Source organism: Paraburkholderia sp. JHI2823 (assembly GCF_038900695.1).
Lineage (GTDB): Bacteria > Pseudomonadota > Gammaproteobacteria > Burkholderiales > Burkholderiaceae > Paraburkholderia > Paraburkholderia mimosarum.
In genome coordinates this window covers 104,835-126,041 of sequence record NZ_JAYMRY010000021.1, presented here as the reverse complement: position 1 = coordinate 126,041, position 21,207 = coordinate 104,835, and the positions used below count along the sequence as shown (strand labels likewise).

Below are 21,207 nucleotides of genomic sequence, written 5' to 3'. Positions count from 1 at the left end.
TGACTTCAATAAGCAATCCGTTGACCTTTGAATGCAGACGCGCCGCCATCTGTCTTGAGCGATCAAGCAACTGTATTGCGATGTCAAGCCGTACCGTGACCCAGCGCGCGATGATGCATCCACGAACAGATTCAAGGAGATTGCTGTGCTTAGTTCGGTCGAAGGCAAAGTTGTCGTCGTGACAGGGGGGACCCGTGGTATCGGGAGGGGAATTTCGGAACTTTTCGCGGGCAAGGGCGCGAAGGTCGCCGTGCTCGCCCGTCAGGCAGAGGCGGCACAGGCGTGTGCCACTGCGCTGCGCGATCGTGGCGGGAAGGCTGAGGGCTTTGCCGCGGATGTCGGGGATCGCGCGTCGATGGATGCAGCGATCGCGCAAGTTGTCGAGCGCTTCGGCGGCCTCGACATTCTTTGCGCAAATGCCGGAATCTTTCCGAGCGCGCCACTCGCCGGGATGACGGCCGGGCAATGGGACGAAGTTCTCGGCATCAACGCGCGAGGCTCGCTTTTTTCGGTCCAGGCTTGTCTGCCGTGGCTCAAGCGTAGCGAGGCTGGCCGCATCGTGCTGACTTCGTCGATCACCGGGCCGGTGACAGGCTATTCGGGATGGTCGCACTACGCGGCGAGCAAGGCAGCTCAACTCGGCTTCATGCGCTCGGCCGCGCTCGAACTGGCACGCGATCGCATCACGATCAATGCGGTGCTGCCAGGCAATGTCTTGACTGAAGGTCTGCAGCAGATGGGAGAGGACTATCTGCGCGGGATGACGCGCTCGGTACCACTTGGCCGGCTCGGCAGCGTCGAAGATATTGCAAATGCGGTGCTTTTCCTCGCGTCGCGCGAAGCGGCGTTCATCACCGGACAGGCACTGATTGTCGACGGCGGGCAGACTCTGCCGGAAAGCCTGGATGCCTTCTGATGAAGGCGGCTGCACAACGATGCCTGGCGGAGTCCGTATGAATTCCCCCAACAACATGCTCGTGCTCAACGCGTTCGATCCCAACGCGACGCGAGCACTGAAAGATGCTGAGCGCGTCATGGTCGAGCGTCGTCGCAAGTCGTTTGGCGATGCGGTTCCACTGTTCTACCAGGAGCCGGTGCATTTTGTTCGCGCATCGGGTGTTTGGCTCTACGACCAGGAGGGTCAGCCTTACCTCGATGCCTACAACAACGTGCCGTCCGTCGGCCACAGCCATCCACATGTCGTGCAGGCGATTGCGGAACAGTCCACGCGGCTCAACACGCATACACGCTATCTGTCCGAGGTGGTGACCGGCTACGCGGAACGCTTCCTCGCGACCTTTCCCGCCGATCTGTCGAATGTGCTGTTCACGAGTACCGGCACGGAGAGCGTCGATCTCGCGATGCGCATCGCGCGCTATCACACGGGGGCCGCCGGTTTCATCGTCACGCGCTTCGCGTATCACGGCCACTCAAGCGCCGTTGCGGAGATCACGCCGGCTTTCGGCCCTGGCGTTGCGCTGGGTGCGCACGTGCGCACGGTGCCGGCGCCGGACGGCTACCGCGGCGATCCGGACGTCGGCACGACGTTCGCGCGACATGTCGAGGAGGCGATCGCCGATCTGGATCGGCACGGCTTTGGCTTCGCCGGGCTGGTGCTCGATTCGATCTGTTCGAGCGACGGCCTGTTCGTCGATCCGCCGGGCTTCCTGCGGGCCACGGCCGACGTGGTGCGGCGTGCCGGCGGTCTCTACATTGCCGATGAAGTGCAGCCGGGGTTCGGTCGCATGGGTAGCGGGATGTGGGGCTTCGCACGTCATGGGCTCGTGCCTGATATCGTGGTGACAGGCAAGCCGATGGGCAACGGCATGCCGATCGCGGCGGTGATCGCGCGGCCGGACGTCATGGCGTCGTTCGCGCGGCAATCTGGCTACTTCAACACGTTTGGCGGCAACACGGTGTGCTGCGCAGCGGCAGCGGCGGTACTCGACGTGATTGAACAGGAACAGCTGATCGCGCGTGCAGCGCGCGTTGGGCAATACCTGAAGCAGGGGTTCAAAAAACTGATGTGCAACTTCAACGGCATCGGTGACGTGCGTGGCGCAGGACTCTATCTCGGCGTCGACTGTGTGAAGCCCGGTACGCGCGAGCCGGACACGCAACTGGCGCTGCGCCTCATCAACGAACTGCGCCGCCGCCGTATCCTGATCAGCACTTGCGGGCCGGCAGGCAACGTACTGAAGATCCGGCCGCCACTGCAGTTCGACATCGAGCACTGTGACCTGCTGCTCGACAACGTGGCCGAGATTTTGACCTCGGGCCGAAGTGACGATTCTGGTGGCTGGACAGATTGGCGCGGCATCCAAAGCGTGCGCAGGAGAGCATTACCCTAACCTGGAGGCGGCGCGATGCCGTACGGCTTCGACGTTCGAGTGCCGCTGTATCGGTATCGCCCCGATCTGCCCGAATGGCTCGACGTGGTGCTCGAAACAGCGCTCCAGAGCGTGCCGAACCAGCGCTATCAGGACATCGGCGAAGTCAGCGTCGATATTGAGAGATAGCGTTGGAGAGCGGCGGGTCTCGGTGGCGGTTCAGCCGTTCGAACATCTTCACTATCACGACGATGAATGTCAGGACCTGGCCGGTTTCGCGCGGACGGAGGAGTGCCCAAAAGCAGCCGCACGAACTCACCAGTCCGCGCGGCATGCGCCGGTCCCGCTAGATCTCAGTCTGCTCGGAGATCTCGAGGGCATCATCGACTTCGATCCCCAGGTATCGCACTGTACTTTCCGGCTTGCTGTGGCCAAGCAACAGCTGCACGGCCCTGAGGTTCTTTGTGCGCTTGTATATCAATGTCACTTTAGTGCGGCGCATCGAGCGATACGCCAGGTTCAGATGGACCTCCTCACACAGCCGCCGTTCGGAGCGGATGCCGAAGCAGTACCCGACGATCAGCATGCGAATCATCAACTCCGGATCGATCGAAGGGCGCCCCGTATGACTGTAAAACGACGCCATGTGCTTACGGAGATCTCCGGCGTCGAAGAAATGATCTATGCCGCGTAACAGATGGCCTTTCGGAACATGATCATCAAGGTTGAACGCGTAAAACAGCTGCTCCTGATCTCCGCTTCGCTGACCCATGATGACGATCCACTCCCGTCGATTGATGGATTCCAGGATAGCGAACAATCCGACTCTCAGGGGGAGACTCTCAGGGGGAGTTTTTCAACGAAATAGGCCATCAAGGGTCATTCGTGAACACGTGTCTTCGGCCGCACATGAGTCGGCTATGCGACAGCAAGCAGCCATTCAATCAGTGACGGCAGTAGAACGTCATATCACGCGACGCCCCTCCGAAGGCGACGAGCGCCCGCTGCGATCGTTGTCAGCCACTGGCCAATATCCCTATCGACACGATCCCAACGCTTGTCGCCACGCCATCGCAACGAACAGGAGGCGCATCGATGTCCGCGTCCTCTGAGCCCTACCCGGATAGCGGCGGGGGCCTTTACCTGCGTATGATTTGATAACAGGGCAACGCATATCCTACGGGATTCGCCCAGCAGAGCAGCGCGTCGGCGGCAACGGGCCAGGCGCAGCGAAACTTCCGCATTCCTCGACCGGAGCCGTCCCGATGGACTTTAACGTCGGCCTATTCGAAGTCCTGTTGCTCGTATCGGTATTGGTAGCGATGCTTGTGCGGCGCTTGCACATGCCATACAGCGTCGGTCTGGTTATCGCCGGAATCGCCCTCTCTTTGCTGGCGTCTTCCAGGTTCCCTGCGATCCCCCTCAACGAAGATTTCATCTACAACGTTCTGCTGCCGCCGCTCATTTTTGAAGCCGCGTTCCACATGCGGTGGGGCGAAATTCGCAAAGACTTCGCGGTCGTGCAGACGTTAGCTATCGTCGGCGTCCTGGTGTCGGCTGGCGTGACGGCACTAGCCATGCATTACCTGGTGCATTGGGAATGGATTTCCGGCCTGCTTTTCGGCATGTTGATCGCTGCCACCGATCCCGTCTCTGTCCTTGCAAGCTTCAGGGAAGCCGGCGTGTCGGGCCGCTTCAGGCTTTTGATGGAGGCAGAGAGCCTGTTCAACGACGGGACCGCGGCGGCCGGCTTTCGCGTCGTGCTGGCATTCGTCGGCGGTGCGCACGTTCATCCGGGCGACGTGCTGAAGATCTCCGCTATCGTGCTTCTGGGTTCGGTCTTTTGCGGCCTGCTCATTGGCAACGTGGTGCTGTCGCTGCTACGCCGCACCGACGATCATCTGGTCGAGATCGCGTTTGCAATGATCGCGGCCTATGGTTCGTTCCTGCTAGCCGAGAACCTTCATCTGTCCGGTGTGCTCGCAACGCTGGTTGCCGGGCTGGCCATGGGCACGCGCAACGCAGTCAATCCGATGACGAAGAGGGGCCGTGAAGCGGTAGAGAACGTGCTCGAATACGCCGTGTTTTCCGCGAATTCGTTCATCTTTCTTTTCATCGGAATTCAACAGGCGCAGCGGGAATACGAAACGATGTGGGCCTCGATCGGCATCGCCATCGTGGTCGTGATCTTAGCCCGGGCGGTGGCCGTTTACCCTTGCTGCATGGTTTTCTCCCGCACGTCGTTGCGCATCGACCTGCGGCATCAACATATCCTGTTCTGGGGAGGAATGCGCGGCGCTCTTGCCCTGGCGCTCGCGATGGGCTTGCCACCCGGCGTGCCACGCCGCGAGGAAATCGTCACTGTGTCCTTTGCCGTCGTCGCCTTTTCCATTTTCGTGCAGGGTACGACGATGAGAGCGCTGCTGCGGCACTTGCATGTCGTGTGACGCCCGGACCAGGAGCAGCGCAGTCGTCAGTGGAGCATCGTCACCGGTGTGGAAGTCAGGCGCCAAAGCCTCGCGAGGACGGTCCATTTGTGGAAGAAGCCGAGATGGCTCGCGTCGAGAACCACGATATCCGCATGCCCCTTTGCCGCGCACTGCGCGATGGTCCGCTCCGCGGGCCCAAATACGCGTTTCCATGTGTACGGGACACCAGCATCATCGAGAATCGCCCGCGTCTGCATGAGCGCATCGAGCGCCGCCTCCTTTTCCCGTCTGCGCAGCATCGCCGGGGAATGAAACGCTACGGCACGACTTAGCGTCACATCATCGAGCACTTCGACGATCTCGACCTCGGATACGCATCGCTCCGCAAACAGAAACGCTCCGTGACGCGCCGCTTCGGTCGCCCCTTTGGCACCGAGCACGGGAATAAGCAGTTTCAGCACACCAACCTCCACTCCATACCTTTCAGCTTGATTGAAGCACGGACTTCACCAGGATGATGTAAAAACTCGCGGAGCAACGCATAAAAATGTCGTCAATATCGACTGGCATGCGATTCACGGCGGACTATCGGCGACATTCGGTGACCGGCTCTGTGACGCTCCTGTCCCGGGAAGCTCCGGGACTTCGGTCTCCGAAGGCGGTGCTTCGTCCGCAGGCAACATGAACCAGAAACAGGCCCCGAGCACCGTGCCCGTCATATCGGTACGATTTGACGCGCCGATCCTGCCCCCGTGCGCCTCGACGATCGCGCGGCAGATGGCAAGTCCCAGACCGATGCCCGGCAGTGCCGATTCCTTCTCCCCACGGGTGAACTTGTCGAACACCCGCGATTCCATTCCCGCGGGCAGGCCGGGCCCGCTATCCGAGACTTCGACGCGCACGTAGCGGTGCCCGTCGTCCTGCATCATGGATGCATCAATGGTTAGCGGCGTTCCTGCGGGCGTATATTTGGCCGCATTCTCGAGCAGGTTCACAAACAGCCGTTCGACGAGTACCGCATCGAGCTGCACGAGCGGAAGATCCGGGGGCACACGAGCCTGAATCTTGCGTTCCCCCAGCATGCGCCGGCTTGCGGCCAGCGCGGAGCCGATCACCTCCTCGATCGACGACCACTGCCGGTTCAGCCGCATGCTGCCTTCCTGAAGACGCGCCATGTCGAGCAGATTGATGACGAGTCCATTCATCCTCAGCGCCTCCTCGCGGATCGCGTCCGAGAGCCCCTGTGCCTTGGGGCCGCCCGCCATCGCGGCGCCCTGGTCGGCGAGCACCGATGCCAATCCCACGATCGCAGTGAGCGGCGTGCGCAGGTCATGGGAAATCGCGGAAAGCAACGAGTTGCGTAATCGTTCGGACTCCATGCTGACGAGTGCGTCCTGCGCGATTTCGACGTAGTGCACCCGCTCGAGCGCGAGCGCGATCTGCGCGACGAAGGTGTCGAGCATGCGCCGCTGCTCGGGCACCGCGAATTCCGCCATCCGCTCAGACACCAACGCGATCACGCCGCGCGTGCGCATAGGCGCCTTCAGCGGCAAGTACAGCGCAGTAGCAGCAGGAAGGGTCTCCGTGCCGTGACCGGCCTGTTTCTGCTGGTCGTAGACCCACTGGGCGATATCGAGGTCGACGTCGTCGAGCGCGGTCGCCGGATCGGGGTTCTCGACCTTGTGCCGCACCTTTTCCGTGCTATCGGGCAGCAGGATCGCCGTGCGTGCCTGGAACACTTCGCTCACGTGACGCATGCCGATCTCGATGATCTGGTCCGTCATCAGGGCGCCACCCAGTTCGCGCGTCATCGCGAACATGGCCCCCGTGCGGCGCTCGCGCAGCGTGGCGAGATGCGCCTGGCGCTTGAGGCTTGCCGTCAGGTGGCTGATCGTCAGCGATGTCATCAGCATCACGGCGAAGGTGAGCAGATATTGTGTGTCGGCGACCGTAAACGACATGCGTGGCGGCACGAAAAAGAAGTCGAACGCGGCCACGCCGAGAAACGAGAACAGCACCCCAGGCCCGCGCCCGAGCCGCGAGGCCGTGAAGACAGCGCCGAGGAGGTAGAGCATCACGAGATTGGTCTGCGCGATCCGGTCGAGCAACAGGGCAGCGATCGCTGTAATGGCCGCACAGATCGCGACGGCCCAGGCGTAGGAGCCAGGTGCGGAACGGCGAGCGCCCGTCGCTGGCCCCGCAAACCCGCGCATGTCGTCGTGGCGCTCGGCGGCTTCGCGCACCGCACCGGAGTTGACCACCGTGACGTCGATATCGCGCGCCGACCAGACCATTTGCTCTGCGAGGGACGGCCTGAGGCGGGCGCGCCATCCCCTCACCGATGACGCACCCACCACCAGCTTCGAAACATTGCGCATGCGAGCGTACGCAAGCACCGTCGGTGCGACTTCGTCGCCCTGGAGCGTGACCGTTTCAGCGCCCAGCTCGGACGCGAGCTTGAGCGCGTCGAGCGTGCGCTTGCGAACGGCATCCGCCAGCCGCTCGAGCTTTGGCGTCTCGACATAGACCGCAAGCCAGTCCGCTTTCTGGTTCGAAGCGAGGCGCGCCGCCGCGCGCACGAGATTGCTGCTTTCCTGCCCGGCGCCGACACACACGATGATGCGTTCGCGAGCCTGCCAGATCCGCTCTATCGACTGATCGGCGCGGTACTCGCGCATCTGCGCATCGACACGGTCGGCCGTGCGGCGCAACGCGAGCTCGCGCAGCGCGATCAGATTGCCCTTGCGAAAGAAGTTGCGGACCGCATGCTCCGCCTGCTGCGGCATATAGACCTTGCCTTCGCGCAGCCGGTCAAGCAGTTCCTCAGGCGGCAGATCGACAAGCGTCACCTCGTCGGCGAGATCGAATACGCGGTCGGGTACCGTTTCCCAGACGCGGATGCCCGTGATCTGCCCGACCACGTCGTTCAGGCTCTCGAGATGCTGGACATTGACCGTCGTGAACACGTCGATGCCGGCATCCAGCAGTTCCTGCACGTCCTGCCAACGCTTCAGATGCCGGCTGCCCTGGACGTTCGAATGCGCGAGCTCGTCGACGAGGATCAACTGCGGCTTGCGCGCGAGCGCGGCGTCGAGATCGAACTCGGCAAGCAGGCGGCCGCGATATTCAATGCGCGCCGGCGGGATGACCTCGATCCCTTCGAGCAGCGCGAGCGTCTCCTTGCGCCCGTGGGTTTCGACGATCCCCACGACGACGTCGGCACCTTCGTCCTTGCGGCGCCGTGCAGCCTGCAGCATCGCAAACGTCTTGCCGACACCGGCCGATGCGCCAAAGAAGATCTTGAGCCGCCCTCGCTGGCTCTTCTCCTCGTCGCGCTGCAGCCGGTCCAGCAGTTCGTCGGGATCGGGCCGGTTCATCGCACGTCTCCTTGCGAGTCATCCCTTTGGAGTCGTCCCTTAGTCCTGCTGTCGGGGCACGCGCGTTGGCTATGTACCGCCGCGCAGGCAGACACTCAATGCATCGGCTTGATCTCGTCCAGCGCGAGGTTCAGCCTCAGCACGTTCACGCGCGGCTCACCGAATAGGCCGAGCTGCCGTCCGGAGGTGTGCTGCGCGATCAGTCCGTCGACCTGGTCGAGCGTAAGCCCACGGGCTTGCGCCACGCGCGCGGCCTGATACGCCGCCGCAGCCGGTGTGATCTCGGGGTCGAGCCCGCTGCCTGACGAAGTCACCAAATCGACCGGAACAGGCGTCGTGTTCGACGGATCCGCGTCATGCAGCGCAGCAATGCGCCCCTTCACTTCGTCGGCGAGCGCGGGATTCGTGGGGCCGAGGTTCGAGCCGCCGGAGTTCTGTGCGTTGTAAGGATTCGGCGTCGTGGCCGAGACGCGGCCCCAGAAATAGTACGGTGCATCGAACTGCTGCCCGATCAGCGCGGAGCCGACCGGCTTGCCGTTCTTCTCGATCAGGCTGCCGTTGGCCTGACGCGGGAACACGGCCTGGGAGACCGCCGTCACCACGACCGGATAAACGCCGCCCGTGATTACCGTCAGCAGCAAAAACAACACCAGCACGGGACGCAGATAATTGTTCATGATTCAGACCCACCCAAATGCGGTAAGCACGACATCGATCAGCTTGATGAACGGAAATGGCAGCAGAATCCCGCCAAGCCCATAGATCAGCAGATTGCGGCGCAAGACGGCTGCGGCGCCGAGCGCACGGTAACGGACACCCTTGAGCGCGAGCGGGATGAGCGCGACGATGATGAGCGCGTTGAAAATGACCGCCGAGAGGATGGCAGACGACGGGGACGTCAGGTGCATCACGTCCAGCACGCGCAGGTTCGGATAAGTCGAAGCGAACGCCGCCGGAATGATCGCGAAGTACTTCGCGACATCGTTCGCAATCGAGAATGTCGTGAGCGAGCCGCGTGTCATCAGCATCTGCTTGCCGATCTCGACGATCTCGATCAGCTTTGTCGGGTTCGAATCGAGGTCGACCATGTTGCCTGCTTCCTTGGCCGCCTGTGTGCCGCTGTTCATCGCCACGGCGACGTCGGCCTGTGCGAGCGCAGGCGCATCGTTGGTGCCATCACCTGTCATTGCGACGAGACGCCCTGCGCCCTGATGTTCGCGGATCATCTTGAGCTTGGCTTCCGGCGTCGCTTCGGCAAGGAAGTCGTCGACGCCGGCCTCGGCGGCAATGGCTGCAGCGGTGAGCCGGTTGTCACCGGTGATCATGACCGTGCGGATGCCCATCTTGCGCAGTTCGGCAAATCGCTCCTTGATGCCGCCCTTGACGATATCCTTGAGCTCGATCACGCCGAGGACGCGCGCCGGGCCGCTGCCGGTACTGCCGTGGGCGCCCGGCTTCTCGGCCACGACCAGCGGCGTGCTGCCGCGTCTCGCAACATCGGTCACAGCCGTGTTGACTTCGCCAGGATAGCGGCCGCCGCTGGCCTCGACATACTGCTTCACAGCTTCGGACGCGCCCTTGCGGATTTCACGTTCCGGCAGGTCGACGCCGCTCATCCGCGTCTGCGCAGTGAAGCCAAGGAACGTGGCGTGCAGCGCGCCCATGTCGCGCTCCCGGATATTGAAGCGCTGCTTGGCAAGCACAGTGATGCTGCGGCCTTCCGGAGTTTCGTCGGCAAGCGACGCCAGTTGCGCCGCGTCCGCCAGGTCCTGCTCCGAAACGCCAGGAGCCGGTATGAAGGCGGCCGCCTGCCGGTTGCCCAACGTGATGGTGCCCGTCTTGTCCAGCAGCAGCACGTCGACGTCACCCGCGGCCTCAACGGCGCGCCCCGACGTCGCAATCACGTTCGCCTGCATCATGCGGCTCATGCCCGCTACGCCGATTGCAGAAAGCAGCCCGCCGATGGTGGTGGGAATCAGGCAGACCAGCAGGGCAACGAGTGCCGTAATGGTCACGACGTGGCCTGCCTGCGCGGCTGCCACGGAGAAAATCGAGAACGGCAGCAGGGTCGCCGTCGCGAACAGCAACACGAGCGTGAGCGCCACCAGCAGGATCGTCAGCGCGATCTCATTCGGTGTTTTCTGACGCTTCGCCCCTTCGACCATCGCGATCATCCGGTCGAGAAATGCCTCTCCGGGATTCACCGAAACCCGTACGACGATCCAGTCCGACAGCACGCGGGTGCCTCCCGTCACCGATGAAAAGTCGCCGCCCGATTCGCGGATCACCGGCGCGGATTCACCCGTAATGGCCGACTCGTCAACGGACGCAACGCCCTCAATGACCTCGCCGTCAGCAGGAATGGTGTCCCCCGTCTCAACCAGCACCACATCGCCTTTCCTCAGATCGGTGGAGGCCATGACCGTGACGGGCGATTTCGGATGCGGGTCGCTGAGCTTTTTCGCCGTCACGTTGTGCTTAGCGCTGCGCAGCGACGCTGCCTGCGCCTTGGAGCGGCCCTCGGCAAGCGCTTCCGCAAAGTTGGCGAAGAGCACGGTGAACCACAGCCACAACGCAATGGCGAGGATGAAGCCCGCCGGCGCCTCGGCCTGACCGGCGAGCGCGGCAAACCAGAGTATCGTCGTCAGGATGCTGCCGACGTATACGCAAAACATCACGGGATTGCGCAACTGCGTACGCGGTTTGAGCTTTATGAAGGACTCGGCGATTGCGGGCTTGACGAGCACGGGGTCGAACATCGAGCGCGCAGCCGTGCGTGCCTGACCAAGATTGTCCGGGCGATGGGCAGGCGGTTGAGTGAGCGTAGTCATGCTTTCCTCGTACTCAGTGAGCTGCAATCATCGACAGATGCTCGGCAACGGGCCCCAGTGCAAGCGCAGGCACGAACGTCAGCGCGCCGATCAGAAGCACGGCCCCGAGCAGCAGCACGACGAACAGCGGACCGTGCGTCGGTAAGGTCCCTTCTGTCACGGCAATGCGCTTCTTTTGGGCGAGCGAGCCCGCGACGGCAAGCACCGCGACGACCGGCACGAAGCGGCCAAGCCACATGGCGATAGCCAGCAGCACGTTATAGAACGGCGTATTGACGGAAAGCCCGGCAAACGCGCTGCCGTTATTGTTAGCGGCCGAGGTAAACGCGTAGAGAATCTGGGAGAATCCGTGCGGGCCGGGATTGGAGATACCCGCGGTACCCAGCGGTGACAGCACCCCGATCGACGCGCCGACGAGCACGATCATTGGCATGACGAGGACCGCGATCGACACCATCTTCATTTCGTACGATTCGATCTTCTTGCCGACATATTCAGGTGTGCGACCGATCATCAAACCGGCGATGAACACGGCGAGAAGTGCGAATACCAGCATCCCGTAAAGCCCGGATCCCACGCCGCCATAGACGACCTCGCCCAGCTGCATCATCAGGATCGGTACGAAACCGCCCATTGGCGTGAGCGAATCGTGCATGTTGTTGACCGCGCCGCACGATGCTGACGTCGTGGCGACCGTGAAGATGCCCGAGTCGGCAATACCGAACCGGACTTCCTTGCCTTCCATGTTGCCGCCGGTCTGCAACGGCGACCTGGTCTGGTCGACGCGCAACGAGGTGAACAACGGATTGCCCGCCTGCTCGGATGAGATCTCACCCCAGCATCCGATCGCGAATGCGATGGTCATGGCCGCAAGCACGGCATAGCCTTGCCGTTTGTCGCCGACCATGCGGCCAAAAACGATGCACAGCGCCGCGCCAATGCACAACATGGCGATCATCTGGATGAAATTCGCCAACGGCGTCGGGTTCTCGAAGGGATGCGCGGAGTTGCCATTGAAAAAGCCGCCACCGTTGGTGCCGAGCATCTTGATCGCTTCCTGGGAGGCCAGCGGCCCCATCGCAATCGTCTGCTTGTCCGCCTTCATGTCCTGCATCACGGGGTTGCCCTTTGCATCCTTGAGCGGGTTGCCCTGTGCGTCGGTCTTTGGCACCTGGTACGTCGTGACCTGGAGCGTCGGTACGTCCACGTATGCCCTGAAGTTCTGGATCGCCCCCTGACTCACGAACACCAGCGCAAGGACGAACGCGATCGGCATGAGGATGTACAGCGTGCAGCGCGTCAGGTCGACCCAGAAATTGCCGATCGTCTTTGTCGTGTGGCGCGCAAACCCTCGTATGAGCGCAACGGCCACGGCAATGCCAGTAGCAGCGGAAAGGAAGTTCTGAACCGCGAGCGCCGTCATCTGCGTGAGATAGCTCACCGTCATTTCCGGCGTGTAGTTTTGCCAGTTCGTGTTGGTGGTGAAACTCACTGCCGTATTGAATGCGGCATCGGGCGTCATGGGGCCGAAGCCTTGCGGATTCGCGGGCAGCCATTGCTGCAGGCGCAGGAATCCATACACCGCCAATGCGCCCAGCGCGTTGAACAGCAGGACCGCGAACGCGTAGTGCTTCCACGACATTTCTGCGTCGGGATCCACCCCAGCAAGCCGATAGAGGAGATGCTCGACCGGCCGTCCGATCTTGCGGACGACGACAGATGTGCCATCGAACACCGAGGTCATGTAGTGACCAAGCGGAATGGCGATGGCAGTCAGGACAACGATGAAAAGTACGACATGGAGTACGTTGTAGGTATTCATTCGAGTTCCTCCGCGCGCAGTAGCGCGTACACGAGGTACACGAGCAGGAGAAGCGTCGCCGCGGCGGCGAGCCAGATCATCCACGCGGTCATGGCCGGCCTCCCGGTGCACGCCCGTAGAGTTTCTCGCAACCGACGACAAGCGCGGCACTGAGCCCGAGGAAAGCGACAATGCCGACGATGTAGATCAGGTCCATTTCTTTTCCCCTGGCTGATCGGAAACGATGACGCGAAGTCAGACCTTTGTAATGGTCATGAAAAGACTAGGCAACCGGGAATAAAAAAGCTGTAAATATTGAATATATGGGAAGGGTGGCCAACGATAGGAACCTGCGCGGCAGGTGCGTGGCAAGGGGCGAATTGCGTAAGCTGTTTAATTCATCGGCTTTGGCTCTCTCTCTATGGCGGAAGAGCCTGAATGACCTTTGCGTGTGATGTACGCGACCAGCGACAGTGGGACGGAACTGGTGCAAAATCCGCGCACGGATGGCTGCGATTTGCAGTGGTTTTAAACGACCCAAGCTTGGTTAACATGTCGAACCCAACTAACGCCAGCGTCGAACCGGCTGACCAGCGCGGAAAGAACACAAGTCCTCCCCATGCGCCGCCGTCCGCCCACGCAGCCACCGCTATGGCATCGCTCGCACTCGCCGCGCTCGGCATCGTCTTCGGCGACCTGGGCACGAGTCCTCTCTACGCATTGCAGGAAGCGTTCAATGGTGCGCGTGGCGTGGCCGCGACGCCGGAAAACGTGGTGGGAATCGTTTCCCTCTTCCTGTGGTCGCTGATCCTCATGGTGAGCGTCAAGTACGTTCTCGTTCTGATGCAGGCCGACAACCACGGCGAAGGCGGATTGCTGGCACTGCTCGCATTGCTGGTGGGAGAGCGTACCGGACGAGAGACACGGCGGGCTGCGCTGCGTTGGGTGTTCCTCGCGATGTTCGGTACGGCGATGCTGTATGGCGACGGCGTCATCACGCCGGCGATCTCCGTGCTCAGCGCGGTGGAAGGGATCGAGATCGCGACACCGGCCTTCTCGCACTATGTCGTGCCGATCACGGTGGTGATCCTCGTCGCGCTCTTCGCCGTTCAGCCCCTCGGGTCGGGCAAGGTCGGGGTGGCATTCGGTCCGGTACTAGCCATCTGGTTTGTCGTGATCTTCGTCCTCGGCGTTGCATCCATTGCGGAAGCGCCCGGCATTCTTGCAGCGTTCAACCCCATCAACGGTGCCATCTTCTTCATGCACAACGGTTTCCGGGGCTTTCTCGCGCTGGGAGCCGTGGTGCTGTGCCTGACCGGCGGCGAGGCGCTGTACGCCGACATGGGGCACTTTGGCGCCAGACCCATACGTCTGGCCTGGTACGGGTTGGCACTGCCCGCGCTGACTGCCAGCTATCTCGGACAGGGCGCGCTTCTGTTGCGCAATCCCGGCGCAGCATCGCGGCCCTTCTATACGACCGTCCCCACGTGGGGACTGTATCCCATGGTGGTCCTGGCAACGCTCGCGACCATCGTCGCGGCGCAGGCACTGATTTCCGCAGTCTTTTCTCTCACGCGACAGGCGGCACAACTCGGCCTTTCGCCTCGCGTGACGGTCAGGCACACGTCGTCGAGCACGGCCGGACAGATCTACCTGCTCGGTCTGAACTGGCTGCTCATGGCCGGGACCATTGGCGTGGTACTGCTCTTCCGCTCCTCGGACAGTCTTGCGGCGGCGTTTGGCATTGCGGTGTCGACCACCATGGCGATCACGACCATGCTTTTCGCGGCATTCGCGCACGTGCGGTGGAAGTGGCCTGTGTGGCGCGTCGGACTCGTCGCCGGGGTTTTCATGGTGGTGGACGCAGCGTTTGTCGCGGCCAATGCGTTGAAGTTTGCGGACGGCGGCTGGCTACCTCTCGCGATCGGCGGCCTCACGTTTCTGGTATCGACAGCCTGGCTGGTCGGGCTACGGGCGATGCGCCGCTCACGGGGTGATTCGGGCTTGCCGCTCGACGTCTTTATCGCAAGTCTCGCGAGAGACACGCCATACCGCGTTACGGGCACAGCCGTGTTTCTGATGGCCGCCGGTGACTCGGTGCCCACCACACTGCTGCACCACCTGAAGCACAATCAGGTGCTCCACCGGCAGGTGATTCTGCTGACCTTGCTGACCGAGGAGATACCACGCGTATCGCAGGAGGACCGGTTCGATGTGCAGTGCTTCGATCAGGGCTTCATTCGCATTGTGGGGCGCTACGGTTATCTGGAGTCGCTCGACGTGCCGGACCTACTTGAACAAGCCTTGCAGAAAGCCGGACGAGAGGCGTACGACGCGATGACCACCTCGTTTTACCTCGGGCGCGAGTCGCTCACGGTATCAAGGAAGCTGAATCCCGGCCGCCGTTTGCTGTTGAGTCTCTTTATTCTGCTGCGCAAAAATGAACTGGACGCGACCAACCACCTGAAGGTGCCGCCTAACCGTGTAGTCGAGATGGGGGCGCGGCTTGACCTCGAGTGAGGGAGGCGTGTGCGATACGATCGCCGCGGGCGGTGGCAAGCGCAGTCTAACCGGCGCCCATCTGGCTTTCGGTCGCGAAAGTGCGTCACGCGCACAAGCCGTGGCGGCTGACAATAGAGCTAGCCAGGTCTCGTACGCTACCGCCGCTGATCGCGCAAATATCTGAGTGGCCGGTGTGACGTCCTGAACGGACATCGAGACTACACAAGCTTGAATGACCGAAGGGGGGCGCAAGTACGCATCCGCTGAGAGTTAGACCCGAAATTCGTGGTCGTGGAGGTTTGAATGACGGGACTGCGCCTGAAGCTGCCTCACGAGGGGCGACACCTGAGCGTCAGCAATGGCCGAATTCCGTGCGTAGCTTCTTCGTCGGGATCCGGAGTATTGCGGGCGTTCCAATGGCAGGTTTCCTCGCTTGCTGATCTGCAGCTTCGGGTTGGCAAGCGACTGCCCGTGCTGTTTGTGTGCGCAAGTCGGAAGCGACAGCGACTCATGGGCGCTTGACGAGCCTTTCAAACGTCGCTCAGCACAATTGACCGTGAAAAATACCGCTTGCAGGCCGATTATCTTGCCGCTATCTTTGCACTGTTCGATGAGCTGCAGCGGGAGAGACCGTCACTGCGAAAGCGTGTGACGGCGCCGACGGAGCAACCGCCCCGGAAACTCTCAGGCAAAAGGACCCCTGCGGCGAGAACATCTGGAGAGCGGCGCGAACGCGCCCACCGAAGGAGATTCCTGCCCGCCGGATCGAGCGCGCGGCAGGAAGAAACTCTCAGGTCCATGGACAGATGGGGCACTGGTGTCGGAAACGACAGTGCTCAATCTAATCGGGACCATGTCATGTCACGAATCGCCATCATTGGCGCCGGAATTACCGGCGTCACGACCGCTTACGCCCTTGCAAAACGTGGTTTTCGCGTTGCGGTGTTCGAACGCCATCGTTATAGCGCGATGGAGACCTCCTTCGCGAATGGCGGCCAGCTGTCCGCGAGCAACGCCGAAGTCTGGAACAGCGCCGCCACGGTCCTCAAAGGCCTGCGCTGGATGCTCACGCGTGACGCGCCGCTGCTCGTGAATCCGCTGCCAGGTTGGCACAAATACACGTGGATGGCCGAGTTCCTGCGGCAGATCCCAAACTATCGCGCGAACACGCTCGAGACGGTGCGCCTCGCGATTGCGGCCCGTGAGCACCTGTTCGACACGGCGCGCAAGGAAGGGATCGAGTTCGACCTGGAGCAGCGCGGCATCCTGCACATCTACAAGGACCGCAAGAGCTTCGACACGGCCTCGAAGGTCAACGCCATCCTGAACGAAGGCGGACTCGATCGCCGGCCCGTGACGGCAGCCGAGATCCGGCAGATCGAACCGGCACTGGAGGGCGCTTTTTTCGGCGGCTTCTTCACGCCATCCGATTCCACCGGCGACATCCACAAGTTCACGCGCGGCCTTGCGAACGCGTGCGTGCGGCTCGGCGTCGAGTTCCATTACGACACGCAGATCGATGCAATCCGGCGCGGTTCGGACGGCGCTTTCACGCTCTCCACGCTGGAACAAGGTAATTCGCATGACGAAGCGTTCGACCGAATCGTCGTCTGCGCGGGCGTGAACAGCCGTGCATTCGCGTCGATGTTGGGCGACCACGTGAACGTTTATCCGGTAAAAGGCTATTCGATCACCGTATGTCTCGACGACGAGATCAGCCAGCGCGCCGCGCCGTGGGTCAGCCTGCTCGACGAGAGCGCCAAGATCGTCACGAGTCGGCTGGGCGCCGACCGGTTCCGCGTGGCCGGAACGGCCGAGATCAACGGCTTCAACCGCGACATCCGCGCGGATCGCGTCGCGCCGCTCGTCGAGTGGACCCGAAGCCTGTTCCCGCAGATCAACACCTCGCGCGTGATTCCGTGGGCGGGCCTACGGCCGATGTTGCCGAGCATGCTGCCGAAGGTCGGCAGGGGACGCATGCCGGGCGTGTTCTACAACACGGGGCACGGGCACCTCGGCTGGACTTTGTCGGCGGCAACGGCGGAGAACGTCGCCGCGCTGATCGAGGGCGCCGCCGGCAGTTCACGGGGAGTGCGCCTCGCGGTGTCCTGAGAGCAGCCTGCGGCGCAATGGCCGCCCGCATGCCCACGGCGTGCGAGCGCCATTTCATGCGTCTTCGCGGTTGCCGGACATGCCGCGCCGCCTTTACCTGCGGCGTGCAGGCTTCGTTTCGTCCTCGTGTTTGCCCGGTCGCTCGCTCAGCCAGACTTCATGCAGATCGACCATGAACGCCTGCAGGATCGAAGGCACAGCGGAAGCCCGGCGCGTCACTGCGCAGAACGGCGACTGCATGCCAAATTGCCCGGGGCCGATTCGCCGCATTTCGTCGCGCTCGACCCAACGTGTTGCGTAGTGGTTAGGCAGGAATCCGATATACGCGCCGGAAAGGATCAAGATCGCCTGCGCCTCGACGTTGTCGACGGTCGCCGCGGCTTTGCTCGCGCTGAGCATCTTCAGATCGTGCTGCTGCAGGTAGCCGCGCGCGGCGATGCGGCTCGCGGCGATCGCTTCGGTCTGGTCGCCGCCTTCCCGTGCGCTCGCAAAGAGCGGGTTCCCCCTGCCGCAATAGAGACCGTCGGGCTCGAGATAGAGCTCGGTGTAGTTCAGGCCTGGCACGTGTATCGGGAAATGCCCGATCGCGACATGCAGCCTGCCGTCCAGCACCCGCTCCTCGAGTTCCGCTGGCATGCCGATATAGACGTCGACGTGCACGTCGTCACCGCGCGAGACGAACTTCTGCAACGCCTGCGGCAGCGGCGAAGCGGTATCCGTCACCGTGTTGTCGATGATGCCGAGGTAGAGCCTTCCCGCGATATGTTGCTTTAACGCGTCCGTTTCCATGCAGAACGCCTCCACGGCGACCTGCAGGCGCTGGGCTGCCTCATAGGTCGCGAGTCCGTGCTCGGTGAGACGGAAGCCGCCGCGGCCGCGCTCGCACAGCTTGAGGCCGAGACGCGTTTCGAGCGTGGTCATCTGCTCGCTGATGGTCGACTGGCTGACGTTCAGGGTCGCCTGGGCCGCGGAGAAGCCGCCGCATCGCACGACATGCATGAAAACCCTGATTAGCTTGAGATCCACGTCCTGCAGTTGAATCATTGCCTGCGTTCCCCCTGATCGCTTGCTTCGGAAATTCCGATATGAACATCTGATCCCTGGGATTTCTGTTCAAAAAGATTGCGCACATAGTGTCTCAAAACGGCGGCCCGACAAAAACCGGGTCGTACACCGATCCTTGGCTGGATGACCTGGCCATTCACACACGGAGACACTCATGCCGGGCAACACGTACGAAACCGGGCGGCTCGACTTACCGTTCGTGGGACATTGCACGTTCGCGAAATCACCGGTCTGCCTCGACTGGGACCGTATCGATGCCGACGTGGCGATCCTTGGCGCGCCGAACGATATGGGTACGCAATGGCGTTCGGGCGCGCGCTTCGGGCCGCGCAGCATCCGCGAGGCGTCCACGCTGTTCTCGTTCGGCCACTCGGGCGTGTACGATCACGAAGACGACGCGCTCTATCTGACGCGCGACCAAGTGCGCATGGTCGACGTGGGGGACGCCGACATCGTCCATACCGACATGGCCGCGAGCAATGCCAACATCGAAAGCGCGGTGCGCAAGATTCTCGCGAACGGCGCGATGCCTGTGACGCTGGGCGGCGATCATTCGATTCACGCGCCCGTGATCCAGGCGTTCGAGGGACGCGGTCCGATCCACATCGTGCACTTCGACGCGCATCTGGATTTCGTCGACGAGCGGCATGGCGTGCGCTACGGGCACGGCAATCCGCTGCGGCGTGCCTCGGAAATGCAGCACATCAGCGGCATGACGCAACTCGGCATCCGTAACGTTTCGTCGTCGAACCGCAGCGATTACGACGCCGCGCGCGCAGCGGGCTCCGACATTCTCTCCGTGCGCGACGTGCGCCGGCTCGGGGCGGAGGGCGTGCTGGCGCGGATTCCTGAAGGCCGGGCCTACTACATCACGATCGACATCGACGGCTTCGATCCGTCCATCGCACCGGGCACGGGAACGCCGAGCCATGGCGGCTTCACCTACTACGAAGTGCTCGAAATCATCCAGGGACTCGCGCGCCGCAGCCACGGCAACGTCGTGGGCATGGACCTCGTGGAGGTGGCTCCCGCATACGACCCGGCAGGCACTACGCCGATTCTCGCGGCACAGCTGCTGCTGAATTCCATCGGCTTCATCTTTCACGCACGCAGCGAGCATCGGCGCTGAGGCATCGACACCGGCAACGGCACGCAAACCCAAATGCGCGGTGCGCTCACACGACGCCGCGCCAGATCAGGAGACAACCTTGCAATCCATCGTTAGCAATTATCTGGAGCGCTTCGGTGTGCGCGAAGAGACCCGGCGCTTTCTCGAGCAGCCCCAGCGCATGTTCATCGACGGCGCCTTCGTGCCGGGCGGCGCGGGCGAGGTGCTCGACGTGGTCGAGCCCTCCACGGAGGGCGTCATCACGCAGATTCCGCTCGCCACCAGAGGCGACCTCGATCGTGCAGTCGCGGCGGCGCGCGCGCAGTTCGACGGAGGTGCCTGGCGGCGTCTGAAGCCGCTCGAACGCGAGCGCCTGCTGCACCGTCTCGCCGACCTGATCGAAACTCACGCGGACGAGCTCGCCGAGATCGAGTCGATCGACGTCGGCAAGTCGGTGGCGAATGCGCGCGACGTGGATGTCCAGGGAACCGTCGATACCTTCCGCTATTTCGCGGGCTGGGCCTCCAAGCTGCACGGGCGCACCGTCGAGCCCTCGCTGCCCGGCAACTACCTTGCCTATACGCGCAAGGAGCCGGTGGGTGTGATCGGCATCATCGTGCCGTGGAATTTCCCGCTGCAGACGATGGCGTGGAAGCTGGCCGCGGCGCTCGCCGTAGGCTGCACGGCCGTGATCAAGCCCGCGGAGCTGACCTCGCTCTCGACGCTGCGCTTCGCACAGCTCTTGCAGGAGGCCGGCATACCGGACGGCGTGGTGAATGTCGTAACCGGGCTCGGCAACGTGATCGGCGCCGCGATGGCGCGGCATCCTGGCATCGACAAGGTGACGTTCACGGGCTCCACGGCGGTGGGCCGAGACGTTGGCAGCGCGGCCGTCGAAGGCATCAAGCGCGTCACGCTGGAGCTGGGCGGCAAGTCGCCGGTGCTCGTGCTCGACGACGCGGACATCGAGGCTGCCGCGCGTGCGGTCGCAAACGGCATGTTCTTCAACGCCGGGCAGGTGTGCGACGCGGGCAGCCGCGTCTACGTGCAGCGCAACGTCCACGAGCACTTCCTCGCTGCGCTGATCGACTACACCCGCACGCTCAAGATCGCGCCGGGCCTCGATCGCAACTGCTTCGTCGGTCCGCTCGTTTCGGCGCAGCAGAAGGCGCGCGTGACGTCCTATGTCGAGGCAGGCCGCCGTGAAGGCGCGGAGCTGGTGTACGGAGGGCGCAATGTGGAAGGAACGGGCTATTTCGTTCAACCAACGATCTTCGCGCATTGCCGCCCGACCATGCGCATCGTCAAGGAGGAAATTTTTGGGCCTGTGCTCGTGAGCGCGCCGTTCGACGAGCTTGGCGAGGCTGTGGCGCTCGCTAACGACACACCCTATGGTCTCGCTGCCGCGATCTATTCGCGCGACCTGAACCGCGTGCACACACTGGTGCCGCAGCTGCGTGCCGGCAGTGTCTATGTGAATGCGCATGGCACGATCGATCCGGCGATGCCGTTCGGCGGCGTCAAGGAATCCGGCTTCGGCAAGGACCTCGGCGCCGAGCAGTTCGACTCCCTGATGGAGACGAAAGCCGTCTGGATCACACTGAACGACGCGTAACGCAGCGCCGGTGATCAGTCGTTGGCACGCGGCGGGG

Annotated in this window: 15 protein-coding genes, 2 pseudogenes and 1 riboswitch; of the genes and pseudogenes, 8 read left to right on the top strand and 9 right to left on the bottom strand. The window is 62.7% G+C overall.

The window, feature by feature from the left end:
- The first annotated feature begins 145 nt into the window (after nt 1-145).
- The 3 genes from fabG to VSR34_RS22265 are packed head-to-tail and all read left to right on the top strand — an operon-like array spanning nt 146 to nt 2,519.
- Entirely contained in the window at nt 146-916 is a 771-nt protein-coding gene (gene fabG / locus VSR34_RS22275; protein WP_342963569.1) for a 3-oxoacyl-ACP reductase FabG, read from the top strand.
- A gap of 37 nt (nt 917-953) precedes the next feature.
- On the top strand, nt 954-2,351 hold the full coding sequence (locus VSR34_RS22270; protein ID WP_342963568.1) for an aspartate aminotransferase family protein: 1,398 nt from the start codon (nt 954-956) through the stop codon (nt 2,349-2,351).
- Between the two features lie 15 nt (nt 2,352-2,366).
- Complete coding sequence (locus VSR34_RS22265; protein ID WP_342963567.1) at nt 2,367-2,519, top strand: hypothetical protein; 153 nt, start codon at nt 2,367-2,369, stop codon at nt 2,517-2,519.
- Between the two features lie 157 nt (nt 2,520-2,676).
- Here the strand turns inward: VSR34_RS22265 and VSR34_RS22260 are convergent.
- Both VSR34_RS22260 and VSR34_RS22255 read right to left on the bottom strand, forming a co-directional pair.
- Nucleotides 2,677-2,835: pseudogene (locus tag VSR34_RS22260) on the bottom strand (integrase); the annotation flags it as partial.
- Nucleotides 2,836-3,105 (bottom strand): annotated as a pseudogene (locus VSR34_RS22255) (transposase); the annotation flags it as partial. It lies immediately after the preceding pseudogene.
- A gap of 490 nt (nt 3,106-3,595) precedes the next feature.
- On the opposite strand from VSR34_RS22255, the gene VSR34_RS22250 reads away from it, so the two are divergent.
- Nucleotides 3,596-4,777 (top strand): sodium:proton antiporter, encoded by a 1,182-nt coding sequence (locus VSR34_RS22250; protein WP_342963566.1) that lies wholly within the window; start codon nt 3,596-3,598, stop codon nt 4,775-4,777.
- 26 nt (nt 4,778-4,803) lie between these two features.
- Here VSR34_RS22250 and VSR34_RS22245 read toward each other — a convergent pair whose 3' ends face one another.
- The 6 genes from VSR34_RS22245 to VSR34_RS22220 form a co-directional block, all read right to left on the bottom strand.
- Complete coding sequence (locus tag VSR34_RS22245; RefSeq protein WP_342963586.1) at nt 4,804-5,220, bottom strand: universal stress protein; 417 nt, start codon at nt 5,218-5,220, stop codon at nt 4,804-4,806.
- Nucleotides 5,221-5,334: 114 nt separating this feature from the next.
- On the bottom strand, nt 5,335-8,136 hold the full coding sequence (locus VSR34_RS22240) for a sensor histidine kinase KdpD (RefSeq protein ID WP_342963565.1): 2,802 nt from the start codon (nt 8,134-8,136) through the stop codon (nt 5,335-5,337).
- Nucleotides 8,137-8,231: 95 nt separating this feature from the next.
- The gene (gene kdpC / locus VSR34_RS22235; RefSeq protein WP_342963564.1) at nt 8,232-8,813 is read right to left on the bottom strand and encodes a potassium-transporting ATPase subunit KdpC; all 582 of its coding nucleotides are present in this window, start codon (nt 8,811-8,813) and stop codon (nt 8,232-8,234) included.
- Nucleotides 8,814-8,816: 3 nt separating this feature from the next.
- Nucleotides 8,817-10,967, bottom strand: coding sequence for a potassium-transporting ATPase subunit KdpB (kdpB, locus tag VSR34_RS22230; protein ID WP_342963563.1), 2,151 nt, complete (start codon nt 10,965-10,967; stop codon nt 8,817-8,819).
- Nucleotides 10,968-10,980: 13 nt separating this feature from the next.
- Nucleotides 10,981-12,789, bottom strand: coding sequence for a potassium-transporting ATPase subunit KdpA (kdpA, locus tag VSR34_RS22225; RefSeq protein ID WP_342963562.1), 1,809 nt, complete (start codon nt 12,787-12,789; stop codon nt 10,981-10,983).
- Nucleotides 12,786-12,881: a potassium-transporting ATPase subunit F gene (locus VSR34_RS22220; protein ID WP_254343476.1), complete on the bottom strand. Its 96-nt coding sequence runs from the start codon at nt 12,879-12,881 to the stop codon at nt 12,786-12,788. The genes kdpA and VSR34_RS22220 overlap by 4 nt, the downstream gene beginning before the upstream one ends.
- Before the next feature lie 325 nt (nt 12,882-13,206).
- On the opposite strand from VSR34_RS22220, the gene VSR34_RS22215 reads away from it, so the two are divergent.
- Nucleotides 13,207-15,288: a KUP/HAK/KT family potassium transporter gene (locus VSR34_RS22215; RefSeq protein WP_342963561.1), complete on the top strand. Its 2,082-nt coding sequence runs from the start codon at nt 13,207-13,209 to the stop codon at nt 15,286-15,288.
- Nucleotides 15,289-15,881: 593 nt separating this feature from the next.
- A riboswitch (glycine riboswitch) is annotated at nt 15,882-15,980 on the top strand.
- Between the two features lie 148 nt (nt 15,981-16,128).
- Nucleotides 16,129-17,382, top strand: a complete 1,254-nt coding sequence (locus VSR34_RS22210) for a D-amino acid dehydrogenase (RefSeq protein WP_342963560.1) — start codon at nt 16,129-16,131, stop codon at nt 17,380-17,382.
- Between the two features lie 93 nt (nt 17,383-17,475).
- Here the strand turns inward: VSR34_RS22210 and VSR34_RS22205 are convergent, their stop codons facing one another.
- Nucleotides 17,476-18,426 (bottom strand): LysR family transcriptional regulator, encoded by a 951-nt coding sequence (locus VSR34_RS22205; protein ID WP_342963559.1) that lies wholly within the window; start codon nt 18,424-18,426, stop codon nt 17,476-17,478.
- A 175-nt stretch (nt 18,427-18,601) separates the two neighbouring features.
- Here VSR34_RS22205 and speB point away from each other — a divergent pair, with 175 nt between their 5' ends.
- A complete protein-coding gene (speB, locus tag VSR34_RS22200; RefSeq protein WP_342963558.1) occupies nt 18,602-19,576 on the top strand; it encodes an agmatinase in 975 nt (324 codons plus the stop codon).
- A 79-nt stretch (nt 19,577-19,655) separates the two neighbouring features.
- Nucleotides 19,656-21,170 (top strand): aldehyde dehydrogenase family protein, encoded by a 1,515-nt coding sequence (locus VSR34_RS22195; RefSeq protein WP_342963557.1) that lies wholly within the window; start codon nt 19,656-19,658, stop codon nt 21,168-21,170.
- The last annotated feature ends 37 nt before the right edge of the window (nt 21,171-21,207 follow it).